Source organism: Corynebacterium sp. HMSC073B01, from assembly GCF_001838255.1.
Classification (GTDB): Bacteria; Actinomycetota; Actinomycetes; order Mycobacteriales; family Mycobacteriaceae; genus Corynebacterium; species Corynebacterium jeikeium_D.
Genome location: NZ_KV836184.1, coordinates 1 through 26,943, shown reverse-complemented (window position 1 = coordinate 26,943; position 26,943 = coordinate 1). Strand labels below are relative to the sequence as shown.

Genomic DNA, 26,943 nt, shown 5'->3' with positions numbered 1-26,943 from the left:
GAAAATCAGACACACTTTTTGTCACTTAACCCCAAAGTGTCATAAACCTAGTCAGTTTCTTTTTGGGGCAAACTATCCAGCGGTCCCTCGGCCCCGCTACCCAATCAACGGGCCGGCATTGCGCACATCCGCACGGAAAGTCACCCCACCTGCGGCTACCACGCGTTCGCGCTCGATGAGGATTGAACGGAGCGTCGATAAGCGAACTGCGTGCAATTCCACCTCTTTCCACACCACCCGCGCGACATCCAGCCCCGTTGCGCGCAGCGAACGCTCGCGGTAAGTCTCCCGCGTGAGCAGCTCAGACTGAGCCGCGGGCGTCGGCGCGACCTCGCTAGCCGAATACTTGATGTGGCCATCGAACTCCACGACAAGCAGCAGGTCAGGGATATAAAAATCCACGCGGGCGAGAAAGTGCGGCGGATTGTGGCTGGTGCCACGCGACCAGATTTCGGCTTGCTCGTGGAATTTCAGGCCGAGTTCGAGAAGCGCGGCTTTAGTCAGCGCCTCACCGGGCGTTTCGCAACGACCATGACAGACCGCGAGCGCACGGTGAAACAGCTCTTGGCCCCGCACGCTGGGATAATGCGCCGGGAGCTCCTCAAGCTGATCGCGCGTGGCGCCATGCCGCAGCGCACCTTCGACAGCCAACACCGCCGCCCGCCACGACACGGACTCCGGCCCCTTCTGCCTGAACCGGACGCGACACTCATCGAAGGCCGCACGCGCGAGCACCGCGACCCGCCGGTCCGCGAGCCCCTGCGTGTGATCCAGATGGATCTCCGAGCGCAGGCGCATGCAATAGTCGATGCCGTGGAACTCCTGACTCCCGCCCACGACCACAATCTTCGCATCGCGCACCAGCACCCACGAACCGTGCAAGGCCAGCGCTGCAGCTCCCGAAATGACGCCTGACGACGTCTCGGAGACCACCGCCAAAGCAGTAATAGCCAGGCGTTTCTCGCGGTGGAGCCCCTCCCAGGCATGCGCGACTACATAGTGACCTCGGCAAAGCCGCTCCAGATAACCGGCCCGCGCTTGCCTTGCGACCTCGCGGTATCCATTCCCCGGCTGGTCATCCGGCCTAATGATTCCAAACTGGTCCGCCACCAGTTGCTTGCGTTTCTTGTTGACCATTTCTCCCCCGCCCCGTGGTTGTTGTCCTGTGGCTGTTGCCCCGTGGTAGTTATTTCGTCCTTATTTTTGTGGCGCTGTTTTGTGGCTCTATTTCGTGGCCTTGGCTTGTGGCACTGTTTTGTGGCCCCTATTTAATAAGGCGCGGAAATTGCCCTCGCGGTTCCATTCCTTTTCGGCTGAGCACCCAGTCGGGGGAAAACTTTTGGGCCTTGCGTGGTTTTTGTAGTTTGCGTGGTTTACGGGACCCGTGTGACCGTGCCCCACGGTCCTTCTGAGCTTGAGGCCGAGCTAGTGCCCAAGTTACTGACTAGGTTTATGACACTTTCGTGGCAAATTTTGTGCTCAAAGTGTCATAAACCTAGTCACTTTCTCCGCGGGTGAGCGCACCCGCTAGTCTTAAGGCATGACTGAATCGGCGCGCGAGGAGCGCAAAGCGACTGGGACCTCTTCTCAGACGAAGAGGCGGCGGCGGAATCGTCGCCGTTCTCAACGCGCGTCGGCAGCGGGCGCGAAAACACCACCAACTGCACCGGCTTCCACCACAACGGACGCAGCCACGACCAACGCAGCTACACCGGCCTCAACCACCACCGGCGCGAGTACCGCTGGCACACCCACAACGGCCACAACCACCCCCGCCACGGCCGAGACCGCCGCAACAAAGGCCGCTGACGAGCACAAACAGTTCTCGTCGGCGGAGGACGCTCCTTACGCAATCGTGTCCATCCAGGCCACGGGCATCCATCCCAAGACGTCTCGGCTGGTCAGCCTGGGAGTGTCCACCGCCGACAGTAGCGGCAACATCGTGGACACCTGGCATGTCGTCATCAATCCCACCGAGGATCCCGGCCCGACACACCTCCACGGCCTCGAGCCCGCGGACTTCGAGGGGGCACCGAAATTCGGGGTGATCCAGGCCAAGCTCGCGCACGCGCTCGATGGGCGCACGTTGGTTGCTCATAATGCGCCGCTGGTCTGGGGTTTTATAGTTGCCGAGGCCAAGAGGGCCCGTCGTCAAGCGAATCGTGAGCGGTCCGCGCGGAATAAGCGGGGGCGTCGTCGTACGCGCACTCGCGTCGCGCGGATTCCGGCGCCCGCACGGATTGCCGATACGTTGGAAACGGCGCGTCGCCAGGGCAAACGGCTTGACGACGCTCGCCTGCGCGCCGTCGCGCGCGCCTACGGCCTCGATGTGCCTTCGCCCGAGGCATCGATTGCTGGCATCTCGGTGCCCGAGCGGGTGCGGACGTTGGATGACGTCACCACCACGCTTGCGCTCTTCCGCGCACAGGGCGGGCTCGACGAGGGTACAACCCTGAACATGTACACGCCCGACCAGCTGCGCGAGGACATTGTGGGCCTGCAGCGCTCGACAGTGCGTGTCGACGCGATGGAAGCGCCGCGCCCCGTGGAGAACCCCGGCCGCTATACGCCGGGGCGGAAGCTCGCGGAGGGCATGGAGTTCGTCGTGGCGCCAGAGGTGTCGCTGGACCCGGATGAGCTGATTGAGGCGGGAGTGCGGGCTGGGCTGGCCTACTCGGAGAAGGTCACGCGAGAGTCATCGGTGCTGGTGTGTAACCGACCTGCGGATGTGACACCGGATCAACTGACGGGCAAGGCCATGCATGCCCACCGGAAGGACATTCCGATCGTTTCCGATGAGGCGTTTTTGCGACTGGTCGGCGAGATGGAGAAATAGGGCTCGGGCTTTTTGCCAGCGCATTCGTTCTATGAATTATTCACAGTAAAATACACAGTTATGAAAGAAGGCACTTCACATAACGACGTAAGTGACCACAGTCGCAACCGCGCAAGCTCCCCGAGCCTGCGCGCACGGTTCGCTACATCCGCCGCTCACGCCGCCACCTGGGCTTCTCGGAAGTCCGGTCGCGGCGCGGGTGGCATGATCGGTGGCCTGATTGCGCAAAAGATTGACCCGCGCATTCTGGCCTCCCTCGGCAAGGGACGCCCGGCCGCGATCATCACTGGCACCAACGGCAAGTCCACCACCACCCGCATGTTCGCGGCCGCCATGCGCGCCGCTGGCCACAACGTGGCCACCAACGAAGGCGGCGACAACATGGACGCGGGCATCATCTCCGCGCTGCTCGCCACTCCCGATGCGGACAGCCTGGTCCTGGAAGTCGATGAGCTGCACGTCCCGCACATCGCAGCGGATCTGAAACCGCAGGTCCTGGTGCTGCTGAACCTTTCCCGCGACCAGCTCGACCGCGTCGGCGAGATCAACAAGATTGAGGCCACACTCCGTGCTGCGGTGGATGCGAACCCGCACGCGACGGTCATCGCCAACTGCGACGACCCACTCATCGCGTCGGCTGCCTGGGACGCCAAGAAGGTTATTTGGGTCTCCGCGGGCGGTGGCTGGACCAACGATGCCACCTCTTCCCCGCGTACCGGCGGCCCCATCATTCAGGACGGCCACAACTGGTACGCCGTGAAGCCACTCCCGGACGGCTCGGAGTTCAAGCGGCCAGAGCCGGACTACCGCATCACTGCGGAGGGAGTCATCACGCCTGCCGGCGACACCCTGCCGATGAACCTCACGCTGCCGGGCAATGCCAACCGCGGCAACGCCACCCTGGCTATCGCGGGCGCTGTCGATATGGGCGCGGACCTGGAGAAGTCCCTCCGGGCCACCGAGACCGTCGACAACGTTGCGGGCCGCTACTCCACCATGGTTGTGCGGGATGACAAGGGCGCCGAGAAGCACGTGCGCATGCTGCTGGCCAAGAACCCGGCCGGCTGGCAGGAGGCGCTGTCCATGGTCGACCGTACTGCGGATGCAGTGGTCATCGCAGTCAACGGTCACGTTGCTGACGGCGAGGACCTGTCCTGGCTGTGGGATGTCCGCTTCGAGGACTTCGACGGCATGGATGTGCTGTCCGCGGGCGAACGCGGAACTGACCTCGCGGTGCGGTTGCTGTATGCGGGCATCGATGCGAGGTTGGTCGCAAATCCGCTGCAGGCGATCCGGTCGTGTGAGGCGCGGGGGTCGTCGTCAAGCGTCACCCGAGTTGAGGTGCTGGCGAACTACACCGCCTTCCGCGATCTGAAGCGCGACATCGAACGAGCACAGGAGGAAAAGTAAATGAGCGAGCTGTCTATCGGCCTGATCCTCCCGGACGTGCTGGGCACCTACGGCGATGATGGAAATGCGCTGGTGCTGCGGCAACGCGCGCGGATGCGTGGGATTGACGCCGAGATTGTCCCGATTAAGTTGGGCGATGCCGTCCCCACCGACCTGGATATTTACACCGTCGGCGGCGGCGAGGATGTCGCACAGACCATCGCGGTGGAGCATCTGATCAACGACGGCGGCATCAAAAAGGCAGCCGAGGCCGGGAAGCAGATCCTCGCGATTTGCGCGGGCTTCCAGATCTTCGGCAATTCCTTCCGCGCGGGCGGACGCGACGTCGCAGGTCTCGGCCTTGTCGACTGCACCACCGATTCACTCGAGTCGCGCGCGATCGGCGAAATCTGCACGCTCGTCGATCCCACGAACGGTTTGCTTGACGACGTCGACGCCAGCCCACTGACTGGCTTCGAAAACCACATGGGTCGCACGACCCTGGGTGCCGATGCGAAGCCGCTTGGTCGGGTTGTCCGTGGCGTGGGCAATACCGGCCCGGAAGTGGAGCAGGCGGACTCCGGGATTGCTCCGGGAGTGGATGTTTCTGCACTCACACCGACCGGTGGCGCCGAAGGCGCGGTGCAGGGCTCGATTATCTGTACCTACCTGCACGGACCTGTGTTGGCTCGCAATCCGCAGCTGGCTGATCTGCTGCTGGCCCGCGCGACCAACCAGGACCTGTCGAGCCTGGCTCCGCTAGACCTCGAGGTAGTGGATAAGCTGCGCGAAGAACGCATCCTGTCCAAGCCGCGTCCGAAGAGCGAGCGCTAGTCTTGTAGTTTCGCGCGCGGCCGGTTGGAGGCCTTAAACCTTCAGCCGGCCCGTCAGCGCGCGGGACAGGGTCAGTTCATCGACGAACTCCAGGTCCCCGCCCAGTGGCATGCCGGAGGCCAACCGAGTTACCTCGAGATCCGGGAAGTCCCGCAGCAGCCGGGCCAAATAGGTCGCGGTGGCTTCGCCCTCGGTGTTGGGGTCAGTCGCGATGATGACCTCGTGGATTTCTGGGGGTTGGGTCTCGTCGACGTCGTCAAGCACGCCTGCGATACGTTGCAACAGCGTGCGGATATTGAGCTCGTTCGGACCGATGCCGCCGAGCGGATCGAGCGCCCCGCCGAGCACGTGGTAGCGACCGTTGTACTCCCCCGTGCGCTCGATGGCCTGGATATCGCGCGCCTCTTCAACGACGCACACCAAACCTCGGTCGCGCCGTGTATCCGAGCAGTACTGGCACACGTCGCTTTCCGAGATGTTGCCGCAGACCCGGCAGAATTGTACACCCTCGCGCACCCGCCCCAGCGCGGATTGGAGTCGCCCGATGTCCTCCGGCTCCGCCTTCATCAAGTAGAAAGCGATACGCTGAGCTGACTTCGGGCCGATGCCCGGCAGGCGCGAGAACTCATCAATGAGATCTTGGAGTGGTCCCTCGAACAATGATAATTACCTACAATTACTGGTCTGAAAAGCTAATTTAGAAACCGAGGCCACCGAGACCGTCGAAGCCCTGGGACAGCGGGCCCATCTTCTGCTCTGCCAGCGACTGCACCTTAGCGGTAGCGTCCTGGAAAGCAGCGAGGACCAGGTCCTGCAGTCCGTCGACATCCTCCGGGTCTACGACCTTCGGATCAATGGCGATGTCCGTGACCTCGCCCGAGCCCTGCATAGTCACCTTGACCAGACCGCCACCGGCCTCACCGACGATGGTGGAGGCGACGATCTCCTGCTGTGCTGCCTGCAGCTGCGCCTGCATCTGCTGTGCCTGCTGCAGAATTGCGTTCATATCTGGCTGAGTCATAATTAATGTTCCTAACTATTGTGATCTTTACGTGCTGATTTGTAGTTACGCGCACGCTTCTAAGGCTCATCGCCCATGCTTTACGACGCGCATCGCCGCCCCATTCTAACGGCTCTAGCGGTCTTCCAGCGGTTTGGCTCCCAGCTCCTTTTCCAGCATCTCCATGACCACGTCCTTTAGCGAGCGGTGATCGAGAGACCCGACCTCGTTCGCGGCCTCGAAATACTCGGAGGTGTCCTCTTCGTAGTTGTTGTCCTGCGGGGTTTGGGGAACCGGGTTGTAGTTGGTGTTGGCGTTGGACGGGGTGCGCGAACCGTAGCCCCCTGCGCCCTCTGCGCCCTCTGGCGGAGCGAACTCCTCCATGGGCTCTGGTGGCAGCGGGACGCCGCCGAAGCCCGAATCCTGATTGGCCTGAGCATGGGCATTTGCCTGGGCATTGGCTTGCGCCGCGCGCAGGAACGACTGCGGCTGCGGCTGGTTTGGCTGCTGTTGCGGCTGTTGATGGACCGGGTTCGGGTTCGGCTGAGTCGGTTGGCTTGGCTGGCTTTGCTGATGTGGCTGCGCTGGCTGGTCGTGACCTGCCTGGTGCCCCATCGCAGCACGCTTGGCAGCCTCGATTTTTGCGCGGCGCTCAGCAACAGATGCGTAGGCCGACGACCGCTGCGGGCGCGATGCTGGCTCTGGCTGCGTCTGCTGTTCCTGCTGTACCTGCTGCTCAGATGTCTCTGGTTGCGCTGGCGCTGCTGGTGTCGGTGCAGGGGCGGTGTCGTTCGGCGAGGACGAACCTCTTGACGACGAATCATCTTCCCCAGCAACGCCACCTGTAGCTGTTGAACGCGGTGCGCGCGGGCGCGTACCGACGACACAGTGCACCTGGCCGTTGAAACCCGTCACCTGCTTTACGGCAGCAGACAGTGCCTGTTCGTAATCAGGCGTATTGAGCCTGGTAGCGAGCGCTCCTGTGCTGTGCCCGATGATGAGCCTGTCATTTTCGACATCGAGCGGTACCGCCTGCTCGGCCAGTACACGAATGGGGAACGCGTGCGGGCCGTCAACAGCTGCAAGGATGTCCTGCCAGCGCTCGCGGATTTGCTCGATACCGGCGGGGGCAGGTTCGGGCTCCGGCTGTGGTGTTGGTTCCGGTTGCGGTGCTGGCTCTGGTGCTTGCTGAACCTGCGGTTCCGGCTGCGATTCTGGCGACTGAGTAGTCTGCGTTGGCTGTTCAGGCTGCTCGGGCTGGGCGGCCTGAGTTGGCCGTGCCGACTCGGCTGATTGCTCGGGCTGGGCTGGTTGTTCAGACTGTGCGGCCTGAGTCGGCTGGGTTTGCTGTTCAGAGTGTGTTGGCGAGGAAGAGACAACTGGCTCCTCCTCGACAATCGACATGGAGCCGCCTTCACCCTCACGCTCACGAGTCTGCTGCTCACGCTCCTGTGCAAGCTGCGCCCGAGTCTGCTGCTCGCTAATCCGGGCATGCTCCGCCATCTTCCGACGGAACTCACGAATCTTCTCTGCCTGAGCCTCTTCCTCGGACAGCGGCTGCTCAGCCGATTCAGGCTGCTGCGGTTGTTCAGCCTGCTGAGGCTGCTCAACTGATTCGGCCGGCGTAGCCTGCGTAGGCTGTTCAGGCTGCTCAGCGGGCGCAGTAGGTGCTTCTGGTGCAGGCTTCGGCTCAGTTACCGACTCCTGCGACACCGCTGCCGCTGGTGCCGATTGCTGCTCAACGGGTTCCGACTGAACCTTAGGCTGCGGTCCCGGCTGGGGCTGAGGTTGCGACGGTGCCTGCGCTGGCGCTGCCTGCTCAGTACGTCCGCGCTGAGTGACCGAAGCCGACTGCGCACCCTTCTTACGCTGGGCATTCCGCTGGCGCCACGCCTCCCGAGCCGACTGGCCAGACTGCATCGGCGACGCTTCAGCCGCACCCGCATCGGAAGACACCGGTGCCGCTGCGGGGGTTGCGGCCCCCGAGCCGTCGGCAAGCGCGGGCCTGCCGTGCTCCAACGCTTCTACGCGCTGCAGCAGCGACTCCACGGAGTCTTCGGTGGCGGGCAGGAGCATGCGCGCACAGAGGACTTCGAGCAGCAGGCGCGGCGACGTCACGCCGCGGAAGTGCCGCAGACCATCAGAGAGCACCTGCGTGAAGCGCGTCAGCGTCGCCGGGGGAATTGTCCCGGCCTGCTCCAGGACACCGTCGATTTGGCTCTCCGGGATCTCTACAAGCCCCTGCTCCAGCGCATTCGGCACTGCGGACAGCACCAGCAAATCACGCACCCGGCCAAGCAGATCCGAGGCAAACCGCGCCGGATCCTGACCCGACATAATCACACGCCCGACCACGCTAAACATGGCCGCACGATCGCCCGCTGCCAGCGCCTCAATCGCATCCGTGATGATCACGCTGTCAGTGACACCGAGAATGGCCGCAGACGTTTCATAATCCACGCCATTGGTACCGGAACCGGCAATGAGCTGATCCATAACCGATAGCGAGTCACGCGGCGAACCACCACCGGCCTGGATGACCAGCGGATACACGTCCGGCTCTACCCGCACGCCCTCGGCCGTGACCACACGCTCAAGCAGCCCGCGCATATCCGGCGGAGTCAACAACCGGAACGGGTAGTGATGCGTACGCGAACGAATAGTCGGCAGCACACGCTCCGGCTCCGTGGTCGCAAAAATGAAGATGAGGTGCTCCGGCGGCTCCTCCACAATCTTCAAAAGCGCATTGAAACCCGAAGCGGTAATCATATGCGCCTCGTCAATAATGAAGATGCGATAGCGCGACTCCGCCGGCTGGAAGATAGCCTTTTCCCGCAGCTCACGCATATCTTCCACACCATTGTGGGAAGCCGCGTCCAGCTCAATAACGTCCAAATTGCCCGGACCACCCGGCGCTAGCGCACGACACGACGCACACTGGCCACACGGTGTGGCCGTCGGCCCCTCCGCGCAGTTCAAACTGCGCGCCATAATGCGCGCCGACGAGGTCTTGCCACAACCACGCGGCCCGGAGAACAAATACGCATGGTTAATGCGGTTGGGACGCCCCTGCGCATCCCGAGATTCCAACGCCGCCGACAGCGGGTCAGTTACGTGCCGCTGCCCCACCACTTCGGCGAACGATGCCGGACGATACTTCCTATACAGAGCCACGTGCTCAGCCTACCTTCCACCCCGGATCGGCTAGTTCGAACCCTCCTGGGAAACAACCGACTCACGGCACCAATCCCGCAGGTCAGCATCCACTTCGGCCAACTTCTGCATCAGCGCCTGCGGACCCTGCTGCTCATAAAACTCCAGCTCCGCATCCGTGATCGGCACCAGCTGCGTCATCGTGGTCATGCGCCCCTGCGGGGACTCCACATCACCCTCATGCAGGCTGATCTTGCCCGGCATCTCGGACACATTCGGCACCCCGTCGCTCCACACATACGGCACCGTGCACAGCACGTGTGCCACGGTAAAGGCCGTGCTTGACGACGACTCCCCTACCCCAGCCGCCTGATCGGCCGCTAACCGAATCGCATTCGGGATGACACGGCCCGGAATTGGCGACAGGAACTCCGGTTCTTCCTCCACCAGCGCTCCCGCGGCCGCGACCATGGTGGCCACGGGAAAATCAGCATAAGCGACGGCGAAGAGCTCCACGCGGATATCCGTCTGTGCAGCGCCAGTCAGGCCACAGTAGTTGCGGCCCAACTCCACCGTGGCGACTGCCGTTTCCGGACGACGCTCGTTCGCTTGGCCGTCCGGCTCGTCGTAAAGCGAGAACTCAGCGACCCGAAGCGGTGCCGAATCGTGTTCCTGCCCGTGCCGACCACTGGCCGGCAGCTCCGTCACATACTCGCCGACATGGGGTTCTCCGGGGAAAAGCCCGGAGATCCAAAACTTCGTCTCTTCGAAGTTCATATAGTCCTATCCCGACCCACTCGACCTACCTGGCCTACGCAGTCGCCTTCTCAGCGGCGGCGAGCAGCACACAGGTAGCGACGCCATCCATAGCGACCTCGAGCTCCTCCATCGGAGGCAGCGACGGCGCCAGGCGGATGTTGCGGTCATTCGGATCCTGCTTCAGCGGGAAGGAAGAACCAGAACCGGTTAGCGCAATACCGGCCTCCTTAGCCAGCTCCACCACGCGACGAGCGGTGCCATCAACCACGTCGAGGTTGATGAAGTAACCGCCGGTTGGCTTCGACCACTCTGCCACGCCGTACTCCGTCAGGCGCTCATCCAGAATCTGCAGAACCTTCTCAAACTTCGGAGCCAACGAACCGGCGTGACGGCGCATCTGCTCGCGCACACCCTCCGCGTCACCGAAGAACTTGGCGTGAGCCAACTGGTTGACCTTGTTCGGGCCAATGCCGCGAATACCAGCGTGCTTGAGGTAGTCCGCCAAGTTGGCGTCCGAAGAAGCGTAGAAAGCAACACCAGCACCGGCGAAGGTGATCTTCGAGGTCGAGCCGAAAGCCCACACGCGGTTCGGGTTACCGGCCTCTTCCGCCCACTTAATGACGTTGTGAATCTCCGGGAACTCATCCGTCAGCGTGTGAACCATGTAGGCGTTATCCCACATCAGACGGAAATCCGGAGCAGCGGTTTCCATTTCAACCAGACGACGGCAGACCTCAGCGCTGTAGGTCACGCCCGTCGGGTTCGAGAACATCGGGACATTCCACATACCCTTAATCTGCGGATCGGAGGCAACCAGCTTCTCCACGACATCCATATCCGGACCGTCTTCGTTCAACGGCACCTGGATCATCTCAATGCCGAAGTGCTGCGTAATGGAAAAGTGGCGGTCATACCCCGGAACCGGGCACAGCCACTTAAGCACCGGCTCCTCGTTCCACGGACGCTCCGAGTCGACGTTGCCGAACTGCATGGCCCACGAAATCAGGTCAAACTGGATGTTCAGGCTGGAAGCATCCTGCGCCAGGACGTTTTCGACCGGCAGATCCATCAGCTCCGCCCAGATAGCGCGGATATCAGTAATACCCTTGGCGTTGCCGTAATTGCGGACGTCCTCCCCGGAAGCCGAAATGTAATCCGGCGCCGGGAGACCCAGCAGGGCGTTTGCGAAATCAAGCTGCTCCGACGACGGCTTACCGCGAGTCAAATTCAACGCGAGGTTACGGGACTTCAGTTCCTCATATGCCTTCGCAAACTCATCCTTGTGTGCCGCTAACTGCTGAACATCAAAGGAATCCACGGCCATGGTGTACGCACCCTCCCAGGTATCGGACATAAGTTAAAACCTGACAAAACTGGCACGGAAAGCTTTTTTCCCCGCGCCGCATCCGGCTTTGCAACCAAGTGTAAGGCATACCCCGGATTGGGATTTCTACAACTTCCCCGACAGCGCATCCAGACGCTGCTTACTCGGCCCCTCCAAGCCGATAATTTCTACCTCTTTGCCCCGGTCAGCAAACTTGACCCGCACCGAATCCAGCGCCGCCACCGTGGAGGCATCCCAAATCTCAGCCTCCGACATATCGATGACAATCCGCTGCGCAGGATCGGTGTAGTCGAATTGGTACACCAGGTCGTTACTGGAGGCGAAGAACAACTGACCCCGCACCTTGTACGTCCGGGAGTGGGCGCTGGAGTCGTCGTCAAGCACGTCAATCCTGACCAGATGAGCGACACGGCGCGCGAACATCAGCGACGCCACGACCACACCCAAAATCACCCCGATGGCGAGGTTATCCGTCGCCAGCGTGGCGATGACCGTCACCAGCATCACCGCCGTCTCCGAACGCGGCATCAGGCGCAACGTCCGCGGGGAAATCGAGCGCCAATCGACCGTGTCCACCGACACCACGACCATCACCGCAACCAGCGCCGCCATCGGAATCACTCCAACTGCAGAACTGAGCAGAAGGACCAGAATGAGCAGGAAGACACCGGAAAAGAGCGTCGTCAAGCGAGTGCGTCCCGACGATTCCTTCACACCCACCATCGTCTGACCAATCATCGCGCAGCCAGCGATACCGCCGAAGAAACCGCCCGCGATGTTCGCCACACCCAGCCCCCACGTCTCGCGGGTCTTGTCCGAATGCGTGTCGGTGATGTCGTCCACGAGCTTCGCCGTCATCAGCGATTCCATGATGCCGACAATCGCCACGCCCACCGAATACGGCGCAATCAGCTGCAGAGTCTCCCAGGTCAGGGGCACATTCGGGATCAGCAGCTGCGGGAGGGATTCCGGAAGCTCGCCCATATCGCTCACGTTCGGCACGCGCCAATTCGCCAACACCGCAACAAGCGTGACGACGATCACCGTTACCAGCGGAGCCGGAATCGCGGTGAACACGCGGGGCAGGAACACCATAATCGCAATACCCAGAGCGACCAGCGGATACACCAACCAGGGCACATCGATGAGATGCTCGAGCTGCGCAGTGAAAATGAGGATACCCAGCGCGTTAACAAAGCCAATCATGACCGCGCGCGGAATGAAACGCTGCAGCTTAGCGATACCCAGCGCCGCAAAAGCAATCTGCAACACACCCGCGAGCAGCACCGTTGGAATGAGGTAATCCATCCCGTACGTCCGCGACAACGGCGCGACGACGAGCGCAACCGAACCAGCGGCAGCAGTAATCATGGCCGGGCGACCACCCGTAAAGGCAATCACGATGGCCATAATCACCGAGCTAAACAGCCCCACCGCCGGGTCCACGCCCGCCAAGATGGAAAACGAAATGACCTCGGGGATCAGCGCGAACGACACCGCAGCACCGGCCAGCAGCTCGGTGCGCAGGCGCTTCGGTGAAGAAACTGCGAACCGGAAGGAGTCCCACACGCCCATTGGGGCTGGGGTTTCTCGGGTTTCGGGTGGTTCTGGAGTTTCTAGCGGTTCTCGTGTTGCCTGTGGTGGCACTCGCATGTCGTTGGCATCGCTCATGCACAGTATTCTTCCAGACCAGCGAACGCGAAACACGACCACTTGTGGCCAAGGTATTCACCTATCGATGAGCTGCAGCGTGGCCATAAGTGAATAGCTCATCGATAGGTGAAATGGCCTGGCCAATATCGCGGGGATAAGTGCCGAAAAACATCGATAGGTCACAGGAAACCGTCGACAAGTGCCCGAAACCTTGCCACAAGTGCCAGAAGAACGCCGGGGATAAAAAAAGGGGACCCCACGCACCCGTCAGAGCTCGCTGACCCTTGCTGCATTCCTGCCCTGGGGGAGTTCACGAGATGGACGCCACATGGGATCCGTGAAGACAGCCTACTACAGCTACGTACAAAAAGTCACGCCACTGTCAGGCCGACACTTTTGGTCTGGATTCTCAGTCTTGGTTCTTAGCCTTCAACGCCAAGTTCTCACCCGACTCAGAATCAAAGACATTCAACTTGTCCGTGTTGATGGCCAACGTAATCTGCTGACCTCGACGCACATTCGACTCCGCATCGACTCGAGCCACCAACATGGCATGCGGGTTATCCGCCAGGCCAGCCTCCTCAGCTGCGGCATGCCCCTTCAAATCAATTTCCGGGAGTGGGAAGTGAATGAACTGCTCGGAGCCCATCGCCTCCAGGACGGACACCTCGACCTCGACCGTTGGTGCATCGCAATTGTCGTCGGTCAGGGCGGCGTCTTCGAAAGCCTCTGGTCGCAAGCCGACGATAACCTTCCGGCCCGGGGCAAATTTTTCCGGGAGTGGCAGGTGGCCCAGGGCGGGGTCGGCGCTGTGGCCGTCGTCAAGCACGGTGGCGGGCAGAAAGTTCATGGCGGGCGAGCCGATGAAGCCGGCGACGAAGACGTTGACCGGTCGGTGGTAGAGCTCTTGCGGAGCGCCAATTTGCTGGATAACGCCCTTTTTCAGTACAACGACGCGGTCGCCCAGCGTCATGGCCTCAGTTTGATCGTGTGTGACGTAGACAGTGGTGGTGCTGAGGCGTTCCTGCAGCTGGGCAATTTCGGTGCGCATCTGGACGCGGAGCTTGGCGTCCAGGTTGGAAAGAGGCTCGTCCATGAGGAAGACCTTGGGTCGGCGGACGATGGCGCGGCCCATTGCCACGCGCTGACGCTGACCACCCGAGAGATGCGCGGGCTTGCGGTCGAGGAACTCCGTCAGATCGAGAATTTCGGCGGCCTCGTTGACCTTCTTCTCAATCTCCTTCTTCGGCAGTTTCGCCAGCTTGAGCGGGAAAGCGATGTTCTCACGGACGTTCATGTGCGGGTACAGTGCGTAGGACTGAAACACCATGGCGATATCGCGGTCCTTCGGAGCGACATCGTTCATGCGCTCGCCGTCGATGAGCAGGTCACCTTCGGAGATGTCCTCCAGCCCTGCAATCATGTTCAGCATCGTCGACTTACCGCAACCGGAGGGGCCGACGAGGATGATGAACTCGCCGTCGTCGATTTTGAGATTCGCGTCTTCCACACCGATGTGACCATCAGGAAAGCGCTTGTACACGTGCTTTAGTTCAATTTCAGCCATTTTTAGCTCTAACCTTCTTTAGCCCTTGACTGCGCCGGAGGTAAGACCAGCGACAATTCGACGTTGGAAAATAACCACAAAGATGACAATCGGAATGGTGATGACAATCGCGGCAGCAGCAATGGAACCGGTCGGCTCCTCAAATTGCGACGAGCCGGTGAAGTTCGCCATCGCCGCCGGCGCTGTACGTGCCGCCTCCGTCGAGGTCAACGACACCGCCAACAGGAAGTCATTCCACGCGAAGATGAACACCAGAATTGCAGCGGTGACAATTCCCGGAATCGCCAGCGGCGCCACCACCAGGCGGAATGCCTGGAAAGGGGTCGCGCCGTCCATTTGCGCCGCCTTCTCCAGCTCCCAGGGAATCTCCCGGAAGAAGGAGGACAGAATAAAGATCGCCATCGGGAGTGCGAAAGTGATGTACGGCAGAATCAGGCCTGGCCAGGTGTCGAACAGACCGAGCTTGCGCTCGATGTCGAACAGTGGGCTGACCAGGGAGACCTGCGGGAACATGGCAATCAGCAGCGAGACTCCCAAAATCACCGACTTGCCCGGAAACTCCAGGCGAGCGATTGCGTAGGCCGCCATCGTGCCGACAATTACCGCCAAAAGCGTTGTAATCAGCCCAATACCAATCGAGTTGATCAGCGCGCGGGTAAATTCACTGGTCTGGAAGATGCCGCGGTAGTTATCCAACGTCCAATTGCGCGGGATGAAGTGGCCATCATGCAGATCGGTTGTCGGTTTGAACGACAAGCTGGCAATCCACAGCACCGGCACCAGCGCGTAAATGACCACCAAGGCGATGCCGATTGTCCATGCGACGCGTTGCTTCGGTGTCTTATCCGTGTTGTGCACAGCAATCGCCTCCTAATTATCCTTGCCCGTGGCCGCGCCTGGCGACGAGGCTCCAAAGCCCTTGACGAACACAATTGCAATCAGCGCCACGCACACAAAAATCAACACCGAAATTGCCGAACCAATACCCAGGTTGAACGCCTTAAACAGGTTGTTGTAACCCAGAATCGACACCGAACCAGTGCCGTTATTGCCCTTGGTCAAAATGTAGATGTTGTCGAACACTCGGAAAGCATCCAGCGTACGGAACAGCAGAGCCACCACAATCGATGGCTTCATCAGTGGCAGAGTGATCTTGAAAAAGCGTTGCCAGAAGCCCGCACCATCCAACTCGGCTGCCTTGAGCGCGTCGTCAGGCACCAGCGCTAGACCCGCAAGAAGCAGCAGCGCCATGAATGGAGTCGTCTTCCAAATTTCAGCACCGATAATGATAAATATCGACGGCCATTGCTCCGTCAGCGGCGCGGTGCCGTCGGGAAGCAAATTGGCGAGATACCCCGTCCCCGGCGTCCACGCGTAATTCCACGAGTACGCCGCCGCCACGGTGACGATGCCGTACGGAATCAGCACCACCGTACGGATCAGGCCGCGGCCGAAAATCGCGCGGTACATCACCATCGCGATAGCCATGCCAAGCACCAGCTCAACCGCCACCGAAACCAGCGTGATAAATGCCGTCACGCCCAGCGCTTCCCACCAATAACTGCTGGTCAACACGGATGCGTAGTTCTGCAGGCCGATAAACTCGCGGTCATCGGGGAAACGCAGGTCGTAGCGCTGCAGCGACAGCCAAATCGCGTAGCCGATGGGGTACGCCGTCACCGCCAGCATCAAAATCAGCGCAGGAGCCACCAACAGCAGACCGAGGCGACGCTCGGCGCGGCGCCCGTCGGAAAGCGTGGACTTAGTTTTCGTAGATTTATCAGACATTTACGGCACCAGGCCTTCCGAGTTTACGGCCGCCTGAAGTTCCTCATCAAGCGTGCCGACCAGCGACTTCGCATCAACATCCTCCGGTGGACTAATGCGCGACGCCATCAAAATCGACAACGACTGGTACGCAGGGGACTTCGGGCGCGTCACCACACCGGCCGTGCGTGGCGACGGCAACAGCGCCCGCTCCTCCTGCGACAGCTCAGCCGAATCGGATTCCTCCAACGTGTTCAACTGCTCGTAAATCTCGCGGTAAAACGGGTATTCCTCCTTGAATTCATCCGTGGCCTGCGTGTAAAGCTTCGTCAACGTCGGCGGCAGACCACCCTTCAACGCGTTGTTGAGCTGGTTTTGCTCATTGCGCAGGCAGTCGATGGCCTCGAAAGCGAGCTCCGGGTGCTTCGACGTCGACGGCACCGCAAGGTTAAGCCCACCAATCGTGACTTGCGCCGGTGTGCCCTCATCCATCGCCGGGTAGGTGGTCCAGGCCATGTCTTCGAAGACCTCCTTGGCCACCTGATTTCCCGACTCCGCCTTCTCCTTCGCACCGGCATACACGAATGGGTAATTCACCTGCGCAAATGCATCGCCGCGGTCAAATGCCAGACGAGCCTGGTTCTCATCCGACTGCGAAATCGACGGATCATGCCCCTTCGCCGTGGCCACGCGGTGCATGGTGTCCAGGGCGCGCTCCGCGGCATCGTTATCCGCGATCGTGACCGACTGCCCATCCGGCGCGACCAGCTGACCGCCCGCCGACGCGGTCATCGAATTGAGCCACACCACCGAGCCCTCAAACTGGGCAGCCTGGACGCCAATCATCGACGCCTTGCCCTCATCGGCGAGCCTCTCCCCCGTCGCGATTAAGTCATCCCACGTCTTCGGCGGTCCATCTACCAGCGACTTTCGATACCACAGGAGCTGCGTATTCGTATTCAACGGCGCCCCGTAGAGCTGATCCTGCCACGTCGCAGTGTCCAACGGACCCGACAGGGTACCCTCCGTAACGCGCTCGGCCATATCTTCCGGGAGTGGGAGCGCCCAGCCCGCCTCCGCGAACTCCGGAGTCCACGTCACATCAAGGCCCATAATGTCGAACGAGGAATCCCCGCCCACAATGCGACGAGCCAACTGAAGACGCTGATCATCCGTCTGCTTCGCCGAAATGTCATACTCCAGGCGATACTTCCCGCCCGACGCATCCGAGCACTTCTGCGCCGCCTGCGCATACTGATCCGAACCATCCGCCGGACCCATAATCCGCAGTACCAGCGCCGAATCCTGCTGAGCCTCCGAACCACACCCCGCCACCAGCGCGGCAAGCGATACAGCCGACACCGCCGCGATGGCAGCTCGTAATTTCCGGCCAGAACCTAAAGAGCCGAAACGAGCACCTGTACGGTCTCGGCCGGCTCTTCGGATTCTCGGGCGCTTATTAAACATAATGACCACTCCGTGCTTCGACGTACAAAACTAACTGTACTCCCGGGAGTGGCATATTTGGCCAAAAATATAAGAAAACCCCCGGCGCGAACCGGGGGTATTCAACCTGCGGAGGATGTGGGATTTGAACCCACGAGGGATGTGACTCCCGCACGCGTTCCAGGCGTGTGACATAGGCCGCTAGTCGAATCCTCCAACGTCGTTAAAGACTACCCAACAAACCCGATTTTCCCAAAACACGCCGACGAACAGGGGAAACGTAGAATTCAAGTGGCACTATCGACACCACCAGTGCGCCCAACAACCGGAAGCAAAAGACGGCACCCGACCACCGACCACCGACCGCCGTTTCGCTTCACGACGTCCACCCCACTCCCGGAGTTTTTCCGGGAGTTACTTGGCCAGCCGAGCAATCGCCGCCGAGGCCTCCTCCAGCTTGGCGTCCAACTCCTCCGGGCCACCCTCAGCCGCATGCACCACACAGTGATGGAGGTGAGCATCCAGAAGAGTTAACGCCAACGACTTCAACGCCGAATTCACCGCCGAAATCTGGGTCAAAACATCAATACAGTACTCTTCGTTCTCAATCATCCGACCAATGCCACGAACCTGCCCCTCAATGCGACGGATACGGGATTCATAACGCCGCTTCTCCACGAGATAACCGGGATCAGTGGTGTCATGGCAGCAAGAATCGTCGTCAAGCGAATGCGATTGCGACGAACAACAAGACTCACTCATGAGTTACTCCTTTTTGAATAGCTGGTTGACTCGGAGAAAAACCGCGCAGACGCAGACTGTTGCCGACCACAAAAACCGACGAAAACGCCATCGCAGCGCCAGCCAACATCGGATTCAACAACCCCAGCGCGGCGACAGGAATTGCCAAAACGTTGTAGAAAAACGCCCAAAAAAGATTCGAACGAATCGTGCGGAGCGTCCGGCGTGACAACCGCAGCGCATCCGCAGCCGCCAACAGATCACCACGCACCAGCGTGATATCCGCAGCCTCCATCGCCACATCGGTGCCCGTGCCCATCGCCATGCCCAAATCCGCCTGCGCAAGAGCCGCAGCATCATTGATGCCATCGCCGACCATCGCCACACACGCGCCGCCAGCCTGCAACTTCTCAATCGTCGCGACCTTATCCTCCGGCATCACTCCCGAAATCACATCCTCGCGAGCAATACCGACCTCATCTGCGACCCGAAACGCCGGGCCGGCGGCGTCGCCGGTCAGCAGAATCGGCCGCACCCCCCACTCCCGGAATTTCGCGACCGCAGCCGCCGACGTCGGCTTCACCGAATCCGACACCTCCAACGTGCCCAGGAGCTCGCCGTCGCGGCGCACCGCAACCACCGTCCCCCCACTCCCGGAATTTTCCCCGGAGCGACCGACCTCGATGCGGTGGCCGTCTACGGTGCCCTCAACCCCCACTCCCGGAATATCCCGGAAATCAGAAACCGGGAGTAGGGAATCCGGATCTGCCGCACGCACAATTGCCTGCGCAATCGGGTGGTGCGACGCTGCTTCCACCGAAGCGGCAAGCGGCACCAGATTTTCGGGAGTGGGAGGAACCTCCGTCAACTCCATCACACCCGTAGTCACCGTGCCGGTCTTATCCAGCACAACCGTGTCGACCTTCCGCGCCGACTCCAGCACCTCCGGGCCGCGCAGCAACACACCCGCCTTGGCACCTTCACTCGTGCCGACCAGGAGCGCTGTGGGCGTCGCTAAGCCAAGCGCACACGGGCACGCGATGATGAGCACGGCGACCGCGGCCGTGACCGCCTCACTCGCGCCGTGCCCCGTGAGCAACCACGCACCGAGCGTGACCGCGGCGATCGCGATGACGGCGGGCACGAACACTCCCGAAACCCGATCCGCCAGCCGCTGCACCGGTGCCTTGCCCGTCTGCGCCGCCTCGACCATCGCTGCCATCTGCGCCAACTGCGTCTCCGAGCCCACGCGCGTCGCCCGCACAAGCAGCCGCCCGGACGTGTTAATCGTCGCCCCCGTCACCTCATCGCCAGGGCCGACCTCGACAGGCATCGGCTCGCCGGTCAGCATCGACGCATCCACCGCCGACGTGCCCTCCACGACAACGCCGTCCGTCGCGATCTTCTCACCAGGCCTAACGACGAACACCACTCCCGGGCGGAGCTGCTCCACGGGCAGCCTCTTCTCCACTCCCGAACTTTCGAGAACGGAGACCTCCTTGGCGCCGAGCTTCATCAACTCCCGGAGCGCCTGACCAGCATTGCGCTTAGAACGCTTCTCGAAATAACGACCAAGCAGCACAAACATGATGATGCCGGCCATCGCCTCGAGGTAGATGTTCATATCAGCATCGCCGGGAGTGACCGTTAAGTGGAACTCGTGCTTAAGCCCCGGCAGCCCGGCGCGCCCGAAGAACAACGCCCCGACGCTCCAGAGGAACGAGGCGGTCGTACCCATGGTGATCAGCGTGTCCATGGTGACTTCACCATGACGCAGGTTCTTCAGCGTCGCGCGATGGAACGGCCAGCCGGCCCACACAAAGACCGGCGCCGAGAGCGTGAGGCACAGCCACTGCCAATTAGTGAATTGGAGGGCAGGAATCATCGACATCGCGATGACGGGAACCGTGAGGATGACAGCGCCGACGACGCGATTGCGCAGGTCCTGCAGCTCCCGGTCTTTTTCTTCGGGAGCAGCTCCCGGTTCCTCTGCGGTCTCTTCCCTCGGAAGCTCAGCGGTGTAACCCGCCGCCACGATCGTGTCGATGAGTTGCTGCGGGTTGATGTCCGCCGGCGCCTCCACATGCGCTTTCTCGGTCGCATAGTTCACACTCGCGTTAACTCCATCAAGTTTGTTCAGCTTGCGTTGAATACGGTTTGCGCACGACGCACACGTCATCCCGCCGACGGGGATATCAAGAGTGAGAAGTTGCTGATCGGACATCTGCTTTCCTCTTTTTTGGGGATTAGTTTGCGACTGCCTTGTAGCCAGCTTCGTCCACTGCTGCGATTACGGCAGCGGTGTCGATGTCTGCCTCCGAAGTCACGGAGAGGAAATTCCGGGAGCGGTCAACCTGGACATCGGTGATTCCCGGGAGTTCAGAGACTTCCTCCCGCACCGATGCCTCGCAGTGTCCGCATGTCATGCCAGTAACAGTAAAAGTTTGATTAGCCATACCCCAATATATACCCCCTATGGGTATATCTGTAAAGCTATTCGCGCTGACGGTAGCCCGAGTAGGCCCGCCCCGCGAGAGCTGTCGGGAAGGCAAGGTTGAATTCGGGCGGCGCGTGCGGAGACGGCGGGTGGCGGTAGACCGCGCCGGAGCCGTCGTCACGCTCGAGGTGCCCGTTGAGGCCTTGCCTGTCATCATCGTTGGCGGCGTTGTGTTCTTTGCAGGTCATGACCATGTTTTCCATAGTCGTGGCGCCGCCGTTTTTCCTGGCGACCAGGTGATGGGCCTGCCCAGCGTGGGCGGGGCGCGGGCACCCGGGCCACGCGCAGATGGGGTTGTCGAGGATCATCGCGATGCGCTGTTCCTCCGTCGCCAGGCGCGGGTTGTGTATCGGGAGTAGGTCGGTCGGCGTGTTGTGCTCGTCGTAGACCAGCACCCAGCCGGTGTCCGCGAGCAATGCCTCGACGAATTGTCCGGGAGTGAGGACGGAGCCGTTGGAGGTCGCCGCAAACCGCGGGCTGTACTCCACGATGTCTTGCGCGGTTACGATGAGCGCGGGCTGGTAACGGAGCTTGTCGACGTCGTCAAGCGGCCCCTCCGACCCGTGTGCCAAGCGTTCTGCCAGCGCCTGACCGACACACCGATCCCGGGTGTAATCCTCGTGCGCTTTGGCGATTTCAGCTGCGCGCACGGTCAGCGGCGCGACCAGGTCGTCAATCATGTTCGCCGGACCAGTGACCTGCAGATGCTTCATCCCGCGGATGTCCGGATTCCGGGAGACGTGGGCGCGCAGGTGCTGCGGCGGCTCGTCGGTGCGGTTGAGCTCCTTGACCTTGGTGCGCATATAGGTGTCGAGGCCCTCGAAGTCGTAGGCCGCGGCAGCGCGGGTGAAGTCCAGGCGGTAGTACTCCCGGATTTCGACGTTGTTGAGCTGCCCGGAGCGCTTGTCGATCTGCATCACCGTGTCCAGCGACAGCTTCAGCTCCCGGGCGATCGCGACGGCCTTGTCGCGGGATTCGACGTCAACATCCTTCTCGACCGTGCCGAACAGCCGCTCGGCACAGCGCAGCAGGCGCTTGAGGCGGAAGGGGTCGAAGCCGATGCTGGCTGCCAACTCCCGGTGCCCGGTGGATTTTTCCGGGAGTGCGGCGCGCAGGTCGGCGAGCACGTCAATACCCCGTGTCGCCAGCGCGCTGAGCAGTCCCAATGTCGTCATGGGGCTAAGGCTAGTTTCCGGGAGTGGGCGGCTTCAATCGCTTTTTGGCGTTGTCCACAGCCGTCGTAAAGCATGCACAATCTGCACAAACGGGCTTGACGACGCACTCCCGAAAGTGCCCTACCGGAACGCAACCTCTCCCACCGGCCGTCGCAACTTCCGGGAGTGGAGGGTGTCGGGAGCCGCGGCCATGTCCTCGCACGCGCGCACGGCGGCCATGAGGTGCTCTTCCTTGGAGGACTGGTAGAACTCGCGGGCGGATTTCGGGAGTTTGGGTTTGTCGTGCAGCGGCATGTCGGAGACGCTGAGCAGCGCGCCGTAGGGCACCCGGAAGCGGTAGCCGTTGGCAGCGATGGTGGCGGATTCCATTTCGACGCCGATGGCGGTGGATTTCTGCAGCTCTCGGTAGAGGTCGGCCTGGGAGCGCCACTCCCAGTTGCGGTCGGAGGTCGACAGCACGGTGCCGGTGCGCAGGCGCTTTTTCAGCTCATCGCCGGTAAGTCCGGAGACGCGGGCGAGCGCGTTGGTGACGGCGAGCTGGATTTCCGCAATTGGCGGGATGGGTTTTTCCAGGGGCACGTAGTTGTCGAGGACTCCGTCGGCGCGGTCGTAGCCGTTGGCGAGAATCATGTCGCCGATGCGCATGCGGCCGTCGAGACCGGCGCAGTGTCCGACCATCATCCAGCAGTGCGGGCGCGTGACGGCGAGGCAGTCGGTGATGGTTTTGGCATTCGAGGGGCCGACGCCGATGTCGATGATGGTGATGCCGCATTGGTCGTCGCGAAGCAGGTGGTACGCCGGCATCTGCGAGGCGTGCGCGTGCTGACGGCAAATTCCGGGAGTGGGGATGGCGCCGATGTCGTAGCGCTGCCCACCCGGGCACGCCAGCGCCGTGTACCCGTGCGGATTTCCGGGAGTGAGGGTGGCGGCGTATTCGAGGAACACGTCCGTGTGCAGCTGGTAGTTGGTAAATAGCACGAAGCGCTGGATGTTTGCGGCGTGCGACCCGGTGTAGTGCTCGAGGCGCTGGAGGGCGAGGTCGATGCGCTGGGCGGTAAAGAGGCTCAAGGGTTTGATGAGCAGGCCCAGGTAGTCGGCTTCGCCGTCGGCGATGGTGTCGTCGATGCTGGCGGAGTCGATGGGGGTAAACGTCTTCTCCACTGCCGCCAGCATGCTTGCCGACGCCCCTTCCCTCCCCGCCGCTTCCTCGGCGGCCGCGTCGAATCCGCGGCACATCCGGAGTGGGATGGGCTGGTCGGAGACGCGCACCTCGACTTCGCCGCCGTGGTTGGCGAGCAGGTCGGTAATTTGCTCGATGAGGTAGGTGCGGAACATCACCGGGCGGGTGATGGTGGTGGCATACACTCCCGGACGGTCGACGAAGCCGTGTGACAGGGAGGGGTCGACATCCTCGACGGCGCTGCCGGCCGGGACGGTGAAGCGTAGTTCGGGGTAGTAGGCGCGCACCGGCCCACTCCCGGAATTTCCTTCGGTGGCGGCGGTGTACTGCTCGACTAGGTAGGCCATCCCTGCCCGGTGGATTTCGGTGAGCCGGTCGACGGCTGCGGCGGCGTCGGTGTAGAAGTCGCCTTCGCCTTCGGTGGGCCAGAACGGGGGTGTTGCGGAGTCTCGTACCTGCATAGCCCAAGGCTAGGCGGAGAGGTTCCCGCTCGCATCCGCGCCGCGCTCATCACGCCAGGCACGCTCACGCAACCAGCTCAGTGCCGGCTCCACACTCCCTCGCGGCTGCGGCGGACCTCAAAGACCTGGTGCACATGGTAGCCGCCGATGGTGGGGATGGTGAGGAAGTGACGACCGTCGTCAAGCTCGTGCCAGAGTATGCGGCCGTAGCGTACGCCGTCGCGGACGTGGGCGCTGAGGTAGTCGGCGCGTTGCTGGCCGCGGAGGGTGGCGTAGAAGGCGGGGTCGACGGGTAGTTGGACGAGATTCCGGGAGTGGGGGTCGATGTCGGCTTCTTGCAGCCGGATGGCGACGGGTCGGCCGTCGACGAGAAGGTCAGCGGTGTGACGGCTGAGATGGATGATGTGGACGTCGCTTATTGTGGTGTGCATTTGGCGCTCCTATTCGCTCTTCCCCGCAGGCGGTCTGTGGGGCTGATCTTCCTTTGGGGCACCGGGTCCGCGAATCGGGCGGTTGCCTATCGACGCTGTCAAAGGCCATTTCTCGTCGATATCTTGTGATCGTGTCGCCCACCCTAACACCAACTAGACAGCTTTGTCTACCATCTCCCGCACGCTTTACGACGAGGCCCCCGCCCCGCCACTCCCGGAAGCTACCCCTTCCCCATCAGCACCAGAACCACCAGCGCCACGTTGAGCGCGATGATGAGTCCGCAGATAACCCACGCGACCCGGCGCAGTAGCGGGGTGTTGGCCCAGATACCCATCTCGGCATGCGAGGAGGTCATGCGCACCAGCGGAACCAGCGCAAACGGGATACCAATCGACAGCACCACCTGGCTGAGCACCAGCGCCCACGTCGGCTCCACGCCGCTGGCGATAATGAGCAGCGCCGGAATGATGGTGACTATGCGGCGCACCAGCATCGGCACGTGCACCTTCAGTAGGTCGCGCATAATCAGGTCGCCGGCGTAGCAGCCGACGGAGGACGACGCCAGCCCGGAGGCCAACAACCCAACCGCAAAAAGCACGCCCACTACAGGGCCGAGCGCGCTGGTCACGGCGGCGTGCGCGCCTTCGATGGAGTCGGTCCCCTCCACTCCCGGAAGTGCTTCGGCTGCGAGACACAGCATGCCAATATTCACCGACCCAGCCAGCACGAGCGCACCGAATACATCGATACGCGTGGCACGCAGGTGTTGGCGCAGCGAGGCATCATCTTCCACCTTGTACTCGCGGTCGCGCACCAGCCCGGAGTGCAGGTAGACCGCATGCGGCATCACGGTCGCACCCAACATGGACGCCGCCAGTACCACGGTGTGCGCACCCTGGAAGCGTGGCAGAATTCCGCTGGCCATCTCCCCGAGACTCAAGCCCGTGACAAACAGCCCGGCCAGGAACCCCACCGTAATGACCAGCAGGAACGCCACAATCACGCCTTCAAAAGTGCGTTGCGAACGCCCACCCTGCAGCAGCAACAGCCCCAGCGAGACCGCACCGACGATGACGCCACCGAGTAGCATCGGCGTTCCGAAGAGCAGGTACAGCGCAGTGGCGCCACCAATAATTTCCGCCACATCCGTCGCTGCCGCCACAATCTCGGCCTGCACCCAGTACGCCAGCCGCCCCGGCCGGTTCGAACCGAAGCGGTCGGCAACGCCTTCGGTCAGCGACTGCCCCGTCACCAGGCCATACTTCGCTGACAGGTACTGCACAACCATCGCCATGAGGTTGGACACGACCAGCACCCACAGCAGCAGATACCCGTAGCTCGCGCCCGCAGACAGGTTCGCAGCCACATTTCCGGGGTCCACGTAGGCAATCGCCGCCACAAACGCAGGCCCCAGCAGACTCATCATGGGCTTGCGGTTTTTCTCGCTTGACGACGTCACTTGCGACCCTTGTGCCCCTGAATCTTTCACCCGGCCATTATTTCACGGCCTCGATACTAAATCTTCAATCAGCCCAAAATTTGGGCAGCCATGGTGCCACCGAGATTCACCAGGCGGTCGGAGATGTCGTCGTCAAGCGAACCGACGAACACGACGGGTTCGGCCGCAAGCTCCCACTTGTAGCCGGTCGTGATGGTTTTCATGGCGTTTTCCGCGCCGGTGGTGTCGAAGCCGCCGCGGATCCAGTAGGAAAATGGCAGCCCCTTGGTAACTTCCTGTGCCTCCCGGAAGGTGGTGTCGAAGAAGTGCTTGAGCGCGCCGGAGATGTATCCAAAGTTGGCGGAAGTGCCGAGCAGGATGGCGTCGGCGCTGGTCAGGTCATCGATGGTGGCGTCGAGAGCCTCGACAACCCTGACATCCACGCCCTCCAGCGCGGGGTCGTTGGCACCCTCGAGCGCGTGGCTTAGGACTTCCTGCAGAAGCGGGGTCGGGGAATGGTGGACGACAAGAAGAGTAGGCATGCCCCGAGGGTAACGGCAGTGATAGGGTAAGCGCAGGTTTCAGCAACAATCCAATGTTTATCAATTCGAGTAAACGTGGCGTCCAGTAAGAAAGCCTCAAATTCGTACTGAACTAGGTGGCAATCTAAGAACGGAAAAATAGATGGAACCATACATCGGAATTGCAGTTTTTGAGTTAACAAAGCAAAGAGATTCAACCTCAGTGAATGAGAGCTTCTTCCGTGAGGACTTATACATTGTCTTTGCCGATTCTGATAGTGCCGCATACGCGCAGGTCGAAGCATTAGCCCACGAAAATGAATCAGCCCCAGAAGAGCCTTCCCACTCGGGAGGATCTGTCACGTTGCGCCACATCGTCGATGTCGCCCCCGCTCTTTACGGTCGCGTCGATACAGACATCGACATCTATTCTCGCCACTTCGCTTCCCTCGAGGATTACAAGCGCTTCGAAATGAAATTAGGTGGCAAAGATCCTCTAGCGGAGTCCTAGGCCTCGTACCATGAATCGCTTCCGCAATTTCGCAGCTGCCGCACTCCTCTTAGCCCTGACTTGCTACATTGGACTGTTTTTCGTCAGCACTGCACTCTCCGATGCCTGGACAATACCCCTCGCTGTCGGCGTCTTCGGATTCGGCCTAATCAGCTTCCTAACAGCGCTAAAAGCCCGGTCAAACGGTTTGACAATCGTAGCGGCACTAGGGCGTGTCTCTTATATGCGTAACCAGACC

The 26,943-nt window shown here is 61.5% G+C and carries 23 protein-coding genes, 1 tRNA gene, 1 other RNA gene and 1 riboswitch; of the genes, 4 read left to right on the top strand and 21 right to left on the bottom strand.

Annotation, left to right across the window (positions count from 1 at the left end; genetic code table 11):
* Positions 1-96: 96 nt before the first annotated feature.
* Positions 97-1,110 carry a hypothetical protein gene (locus HMPREF2849_RS09255; RefSeq protein ID WP_246822148.1) on the bottom strand — a complete coding sequence of 338 codons (1,014 nt, stop codon included), beginning with the start codon at positions 1,108-1,110 and terminating at the stop codon, positions 97-99.
* Between the two features lie 430 nt (positions 1,111-1,540).
* Here HMPREF2849_RS09255 and HMPREF2849_RS09250 point away from each other — a divergent pair, with 430 nt between their 5' ends.
* From HMPREF2849_RS09250 to HMPREF2849_RS09240, 3 genes are read left to right on the top strand one after another with little or no spacing between them, the layout of a single operon-like run.
* A complete protein-coding gene (locus tag HMPREF2849_RS09250; RefSeq protein WP_083327224.1) occupies positions 1,541-2,836 on the top strand; it encodes an exonuclease domain-containing protein in 1,296 nt (431 codons plus the stop codon).
* A 60-nt stretch (positions 2,837-2,896) separates the two neighbouring features.
* A complete protein-coding gene (locus HMPREF2849_RS09245; protein WP_070862909.1) occupies positions 2,897-4,246 on the top strand; it encodes a MurT ligase domain-containing protein in 1,350 nt (449 codons plus the stop codon).
* Positions 4,247-5,059 (top strand): type 1 glutamine amidotransferase, encoded by an 813-nt coding sequence (locus HMPREF2849_RS09240; protein WP_070429221.1) that lies wholly within the window; start codon positions 4,247-4,249, stop codon positions 5,057-5,059.
* A gap of 33 nt (positions 5,060-5,092) precedes the next feature.
* Here HMPREF2849_RS09240 and recR read toward each other — a convergent pair whose 3' ends face one another.
* The 20 genes from recR to HMPREF2849_RS09140 all read right to left on the bottom strand — a co-directional run bounded on the left by recR (position 5,093) and on the right by HMPREF2849_RS09140 (position 26,215).
* The gene (recR, locus tag HMPREF2849_RS09235) at positions 5,093-5,719 is read right to left on the bottom strand and encodes a recombination mediator RecR (protein WP_016421873.1); all 627 of its coding nucleotides are present in this window, start codon (positions 5,717-5,719) and stop codon (positions 5,093-5,095) included.
* 37 nt (positions 5,720-5,756) lie between these two features.
* The gene (locus HMPREF2849_RS09230) at positions 5,757-6,080 is read right to left on the bottom strand and encodes a YbaB/EbfC family nucleoid-associated protein (protein WP_005511884.1); all 324 of its coding nucleotides are present in this window, start codon (positions 6,078-6,080) and stop codon (positions 5,757-5,759) included.
* Between the two features lie 114 nt (positions 6,081-6,194).
* Entirely contained in the window at positions 6,195-9,233 is a 3,039-nt protein-coding gene (locus HMPREF2849_RS09225) for a DNA polymerase III subunit gamma and tau (RefSeq protein ID WP_070862908.1), read from the bottom strand.
* Between the two features lie 30 nt (positions 9,234-9,263).
* Entirely contained in the window at positions 9,264-9,989 is a 726-nt protein-coding gene (locus HMPREF2849_RS09220; protein WP_070862907.1) for a suppressor of fused domain protein, read from the bottom strand.
* A gap of 34 nt (positions 9,990-10,023) precedes the next feature.
* Positions 10,024-11,295 carry an aspartate aminotransferase type Ic gene (locus HMPREF2849_RS09215; RefSeq protein WP_210401348.1) on the bottom strand — a complete coding sequence of 424 codons (1,272 nt, stop codon included), beginning with the start codon at positions 11,293-11,295 and terminating at the stop codon, positions 10,024-10,026.
* Between the two features lie 126 nt (positions 11,296-11,421).
* Entirely contained in the window at positions 11,422-12,891 is a 1,470-nt protein-coding gene (locus HMPREF2849_RS09210) for a SulP family inorganic anion transporter (RefSeq protein ID WP_070862905.1), read from the bottom strand.
* Positions 12,892-13,214: 323 nt separating this feature from the next.
* Positions 13,215-13,309, bottom strand: an RNA gene (gene ffs / locus HMPREF2849_RS09205) — signal recognition particle sRNA small type.
* Positions 13,310-13,378: 69 nt separating this feature from the next.
* Positions 13,379-14,536: an ABC transporter ATP-binding protein gene (locus tag HMPREF2849_RS09200; RefSeq protein ID WP_070862904.1), complete on the bottom strand. Its 1,158-nt coding sequence runs from the start codon at positions 14,534-14,536 to the stop codon at positions 13,379-13,381.
* Between the two features lie 18 nt (positions 14,537-14,554).
* On the bottom strand, positions 14,555-15,394 hold the full coding sequence (locus HMPREF2849_RS09195) for a carbohydrate ABC transporter permease (RefSeq protein WP_167836000.1): 840 nt from the start codon (positions 15,392-15,394) through the stop codon (positions 14,555-14,557).
* Positions 15,395-15,406: 12 nt separating this feature from the next.
* On the bottom strand, positions 15,407-16,324 hold the full coding sequence (locus HMPREF2849_RS09190; protein WP_070851257.1) for a carbohydrate ABC transporter permease: 918 nt from the start codon (positions 16,322-16,324) through the stop codon (positions 15,407-15,409).
* On the bottom strand, positions 16,325-17,770 hold the full coding sequence (locus HMPREF2849_RS09185) for an extracellular solute-binding protein (protein ID WP_083327225.1): 1,446 nt from the start codon (positions 17,768-17,770) through the stop codon (positions 16,325-16,327).
* Positions 17,771-17,879: 109 nt separating this feature from the next.
* A tRNA-Ser gene (locus HMPREF2849_RS09180) sits at positions 17,880-17,965 on the bottom strand.
* A gap of 198 nt (positions 17,966-18,163) precedes the next feature.
* Complete coding sequence (locus tag HMPREF2849_RS09175) at positions 18,164-18,511, bottom strand: metal-sensitive transcriptional regulator (RefSeq protein WP_065421667.1); 348 nt, start codon at positions 18,509-18,511, stop codon at positions 18,164-18,166.
* A complete protein-coding gene (locus HMPREF2849_RS09170) occupies positions 18,504-20,714 on the bottom strand; it encodes a heavy metal translocating P-type ATPase (RefSeq protein ID WP_070862903.1) in 2,211 nt (736 codons plus the stop codon). Before HMPREF2849_RS09170 ends, HMPREF2849_RS09175 begins: the two co-directional genes overlap by 8 nt.
* Before the next feature lie 22 nt (positions 20,715-20,736).
* Entirely contained in the window at positions 20,737-20,946 is a 210-nt protein-coding gene (locus tag HMPREF2849_RS09165) for a heavy-metal-associated domain-containing protein (protein WP_038627335.1), read from the bottom strand.
* 37 nt (positions 20,947-20,983) lie between these two features.
* Complete coding sequence (locus HMPREF2849_RS09160) at positions 20,984-22,162, bottom strand: HNH endonuclease signature motif containing protein (protein WP_049172423.1); 1,179 nt, start codon at positions 22,160-22,162, stop codon at positions 20,984-20,986.
* A 120-nt stretch (positions 22,163-22,282) separates the two neighbouring features.
* The gene (locus HMPREF2849_RS09155; RefSeq protein WP_069359018.1) at positions 22,283-23,803 is read right to left on the bottom strand and encodes an AMP nucleosidase; all 1,521 of its coding nucleotides are present in this window, start codon (positions 23,801-23,803) and stop codon (positions 22,283-22,285) included.
* 77 nt (positions 23,804-23,880) lie between these two features.
* Complete coding sequence (locus HMPREF2849_RS09150) at positions 23,881-24,234, bottom strand: hypothetical protein (protein ID WP_016421862.1); 354 nt, start codon at positions 24,232-24,234, stop codon at positions 23,881-23,883.
* A 10-nt stretch (positions 24,235-24,244) separates the two neighbouring features.
* A riboswitch (SAM riboswitch) is annotated at positions 24,245-24,365 on the bottom strand.
* 90 nt (positions 24,366-24,455) lie between these two features.
* Positions 24,456-25,724, bottom strand: coding sequence for an Nramp family divalent metal transporter (locus HMPREF2849_RS09145; RefSeq protein ID WP_305764134.1), 1,269 nt, complete (start codon positions 25,722-25,724; stop codon positions 24,456-24,458).
* A 38-nt stretch (positions 25,725-25,762) separates the two neighbouring features.
* A complete protein-coding gene (locus tag HMPREF2849_RS09140) occupies positions 25,763-26,215 on the bottom strand; it encodes a flavodoxin family protein (RefSeq protein WP_070862902.1) in 453 nt (150 codons plus the stop codon).
* Between the two features lie 142 nt (positions 26,216-26,357).
* Here HMPREF2849_RS09140 and HMPREF2849_RS09135 point away from each other — a divergent pair, with 142 nt between their 5' ends.
* Entirely contained in the window at positions 26,358-26,705 is a 348-nt protein-coding gene (locus HMPREF2849_RS09135) for a DUF4288 domain-containing protein (protein ID WP_070851250.1), read from the top strand.
* Positions 26,706-26,943: the final 238 nt, after the last annotated feature.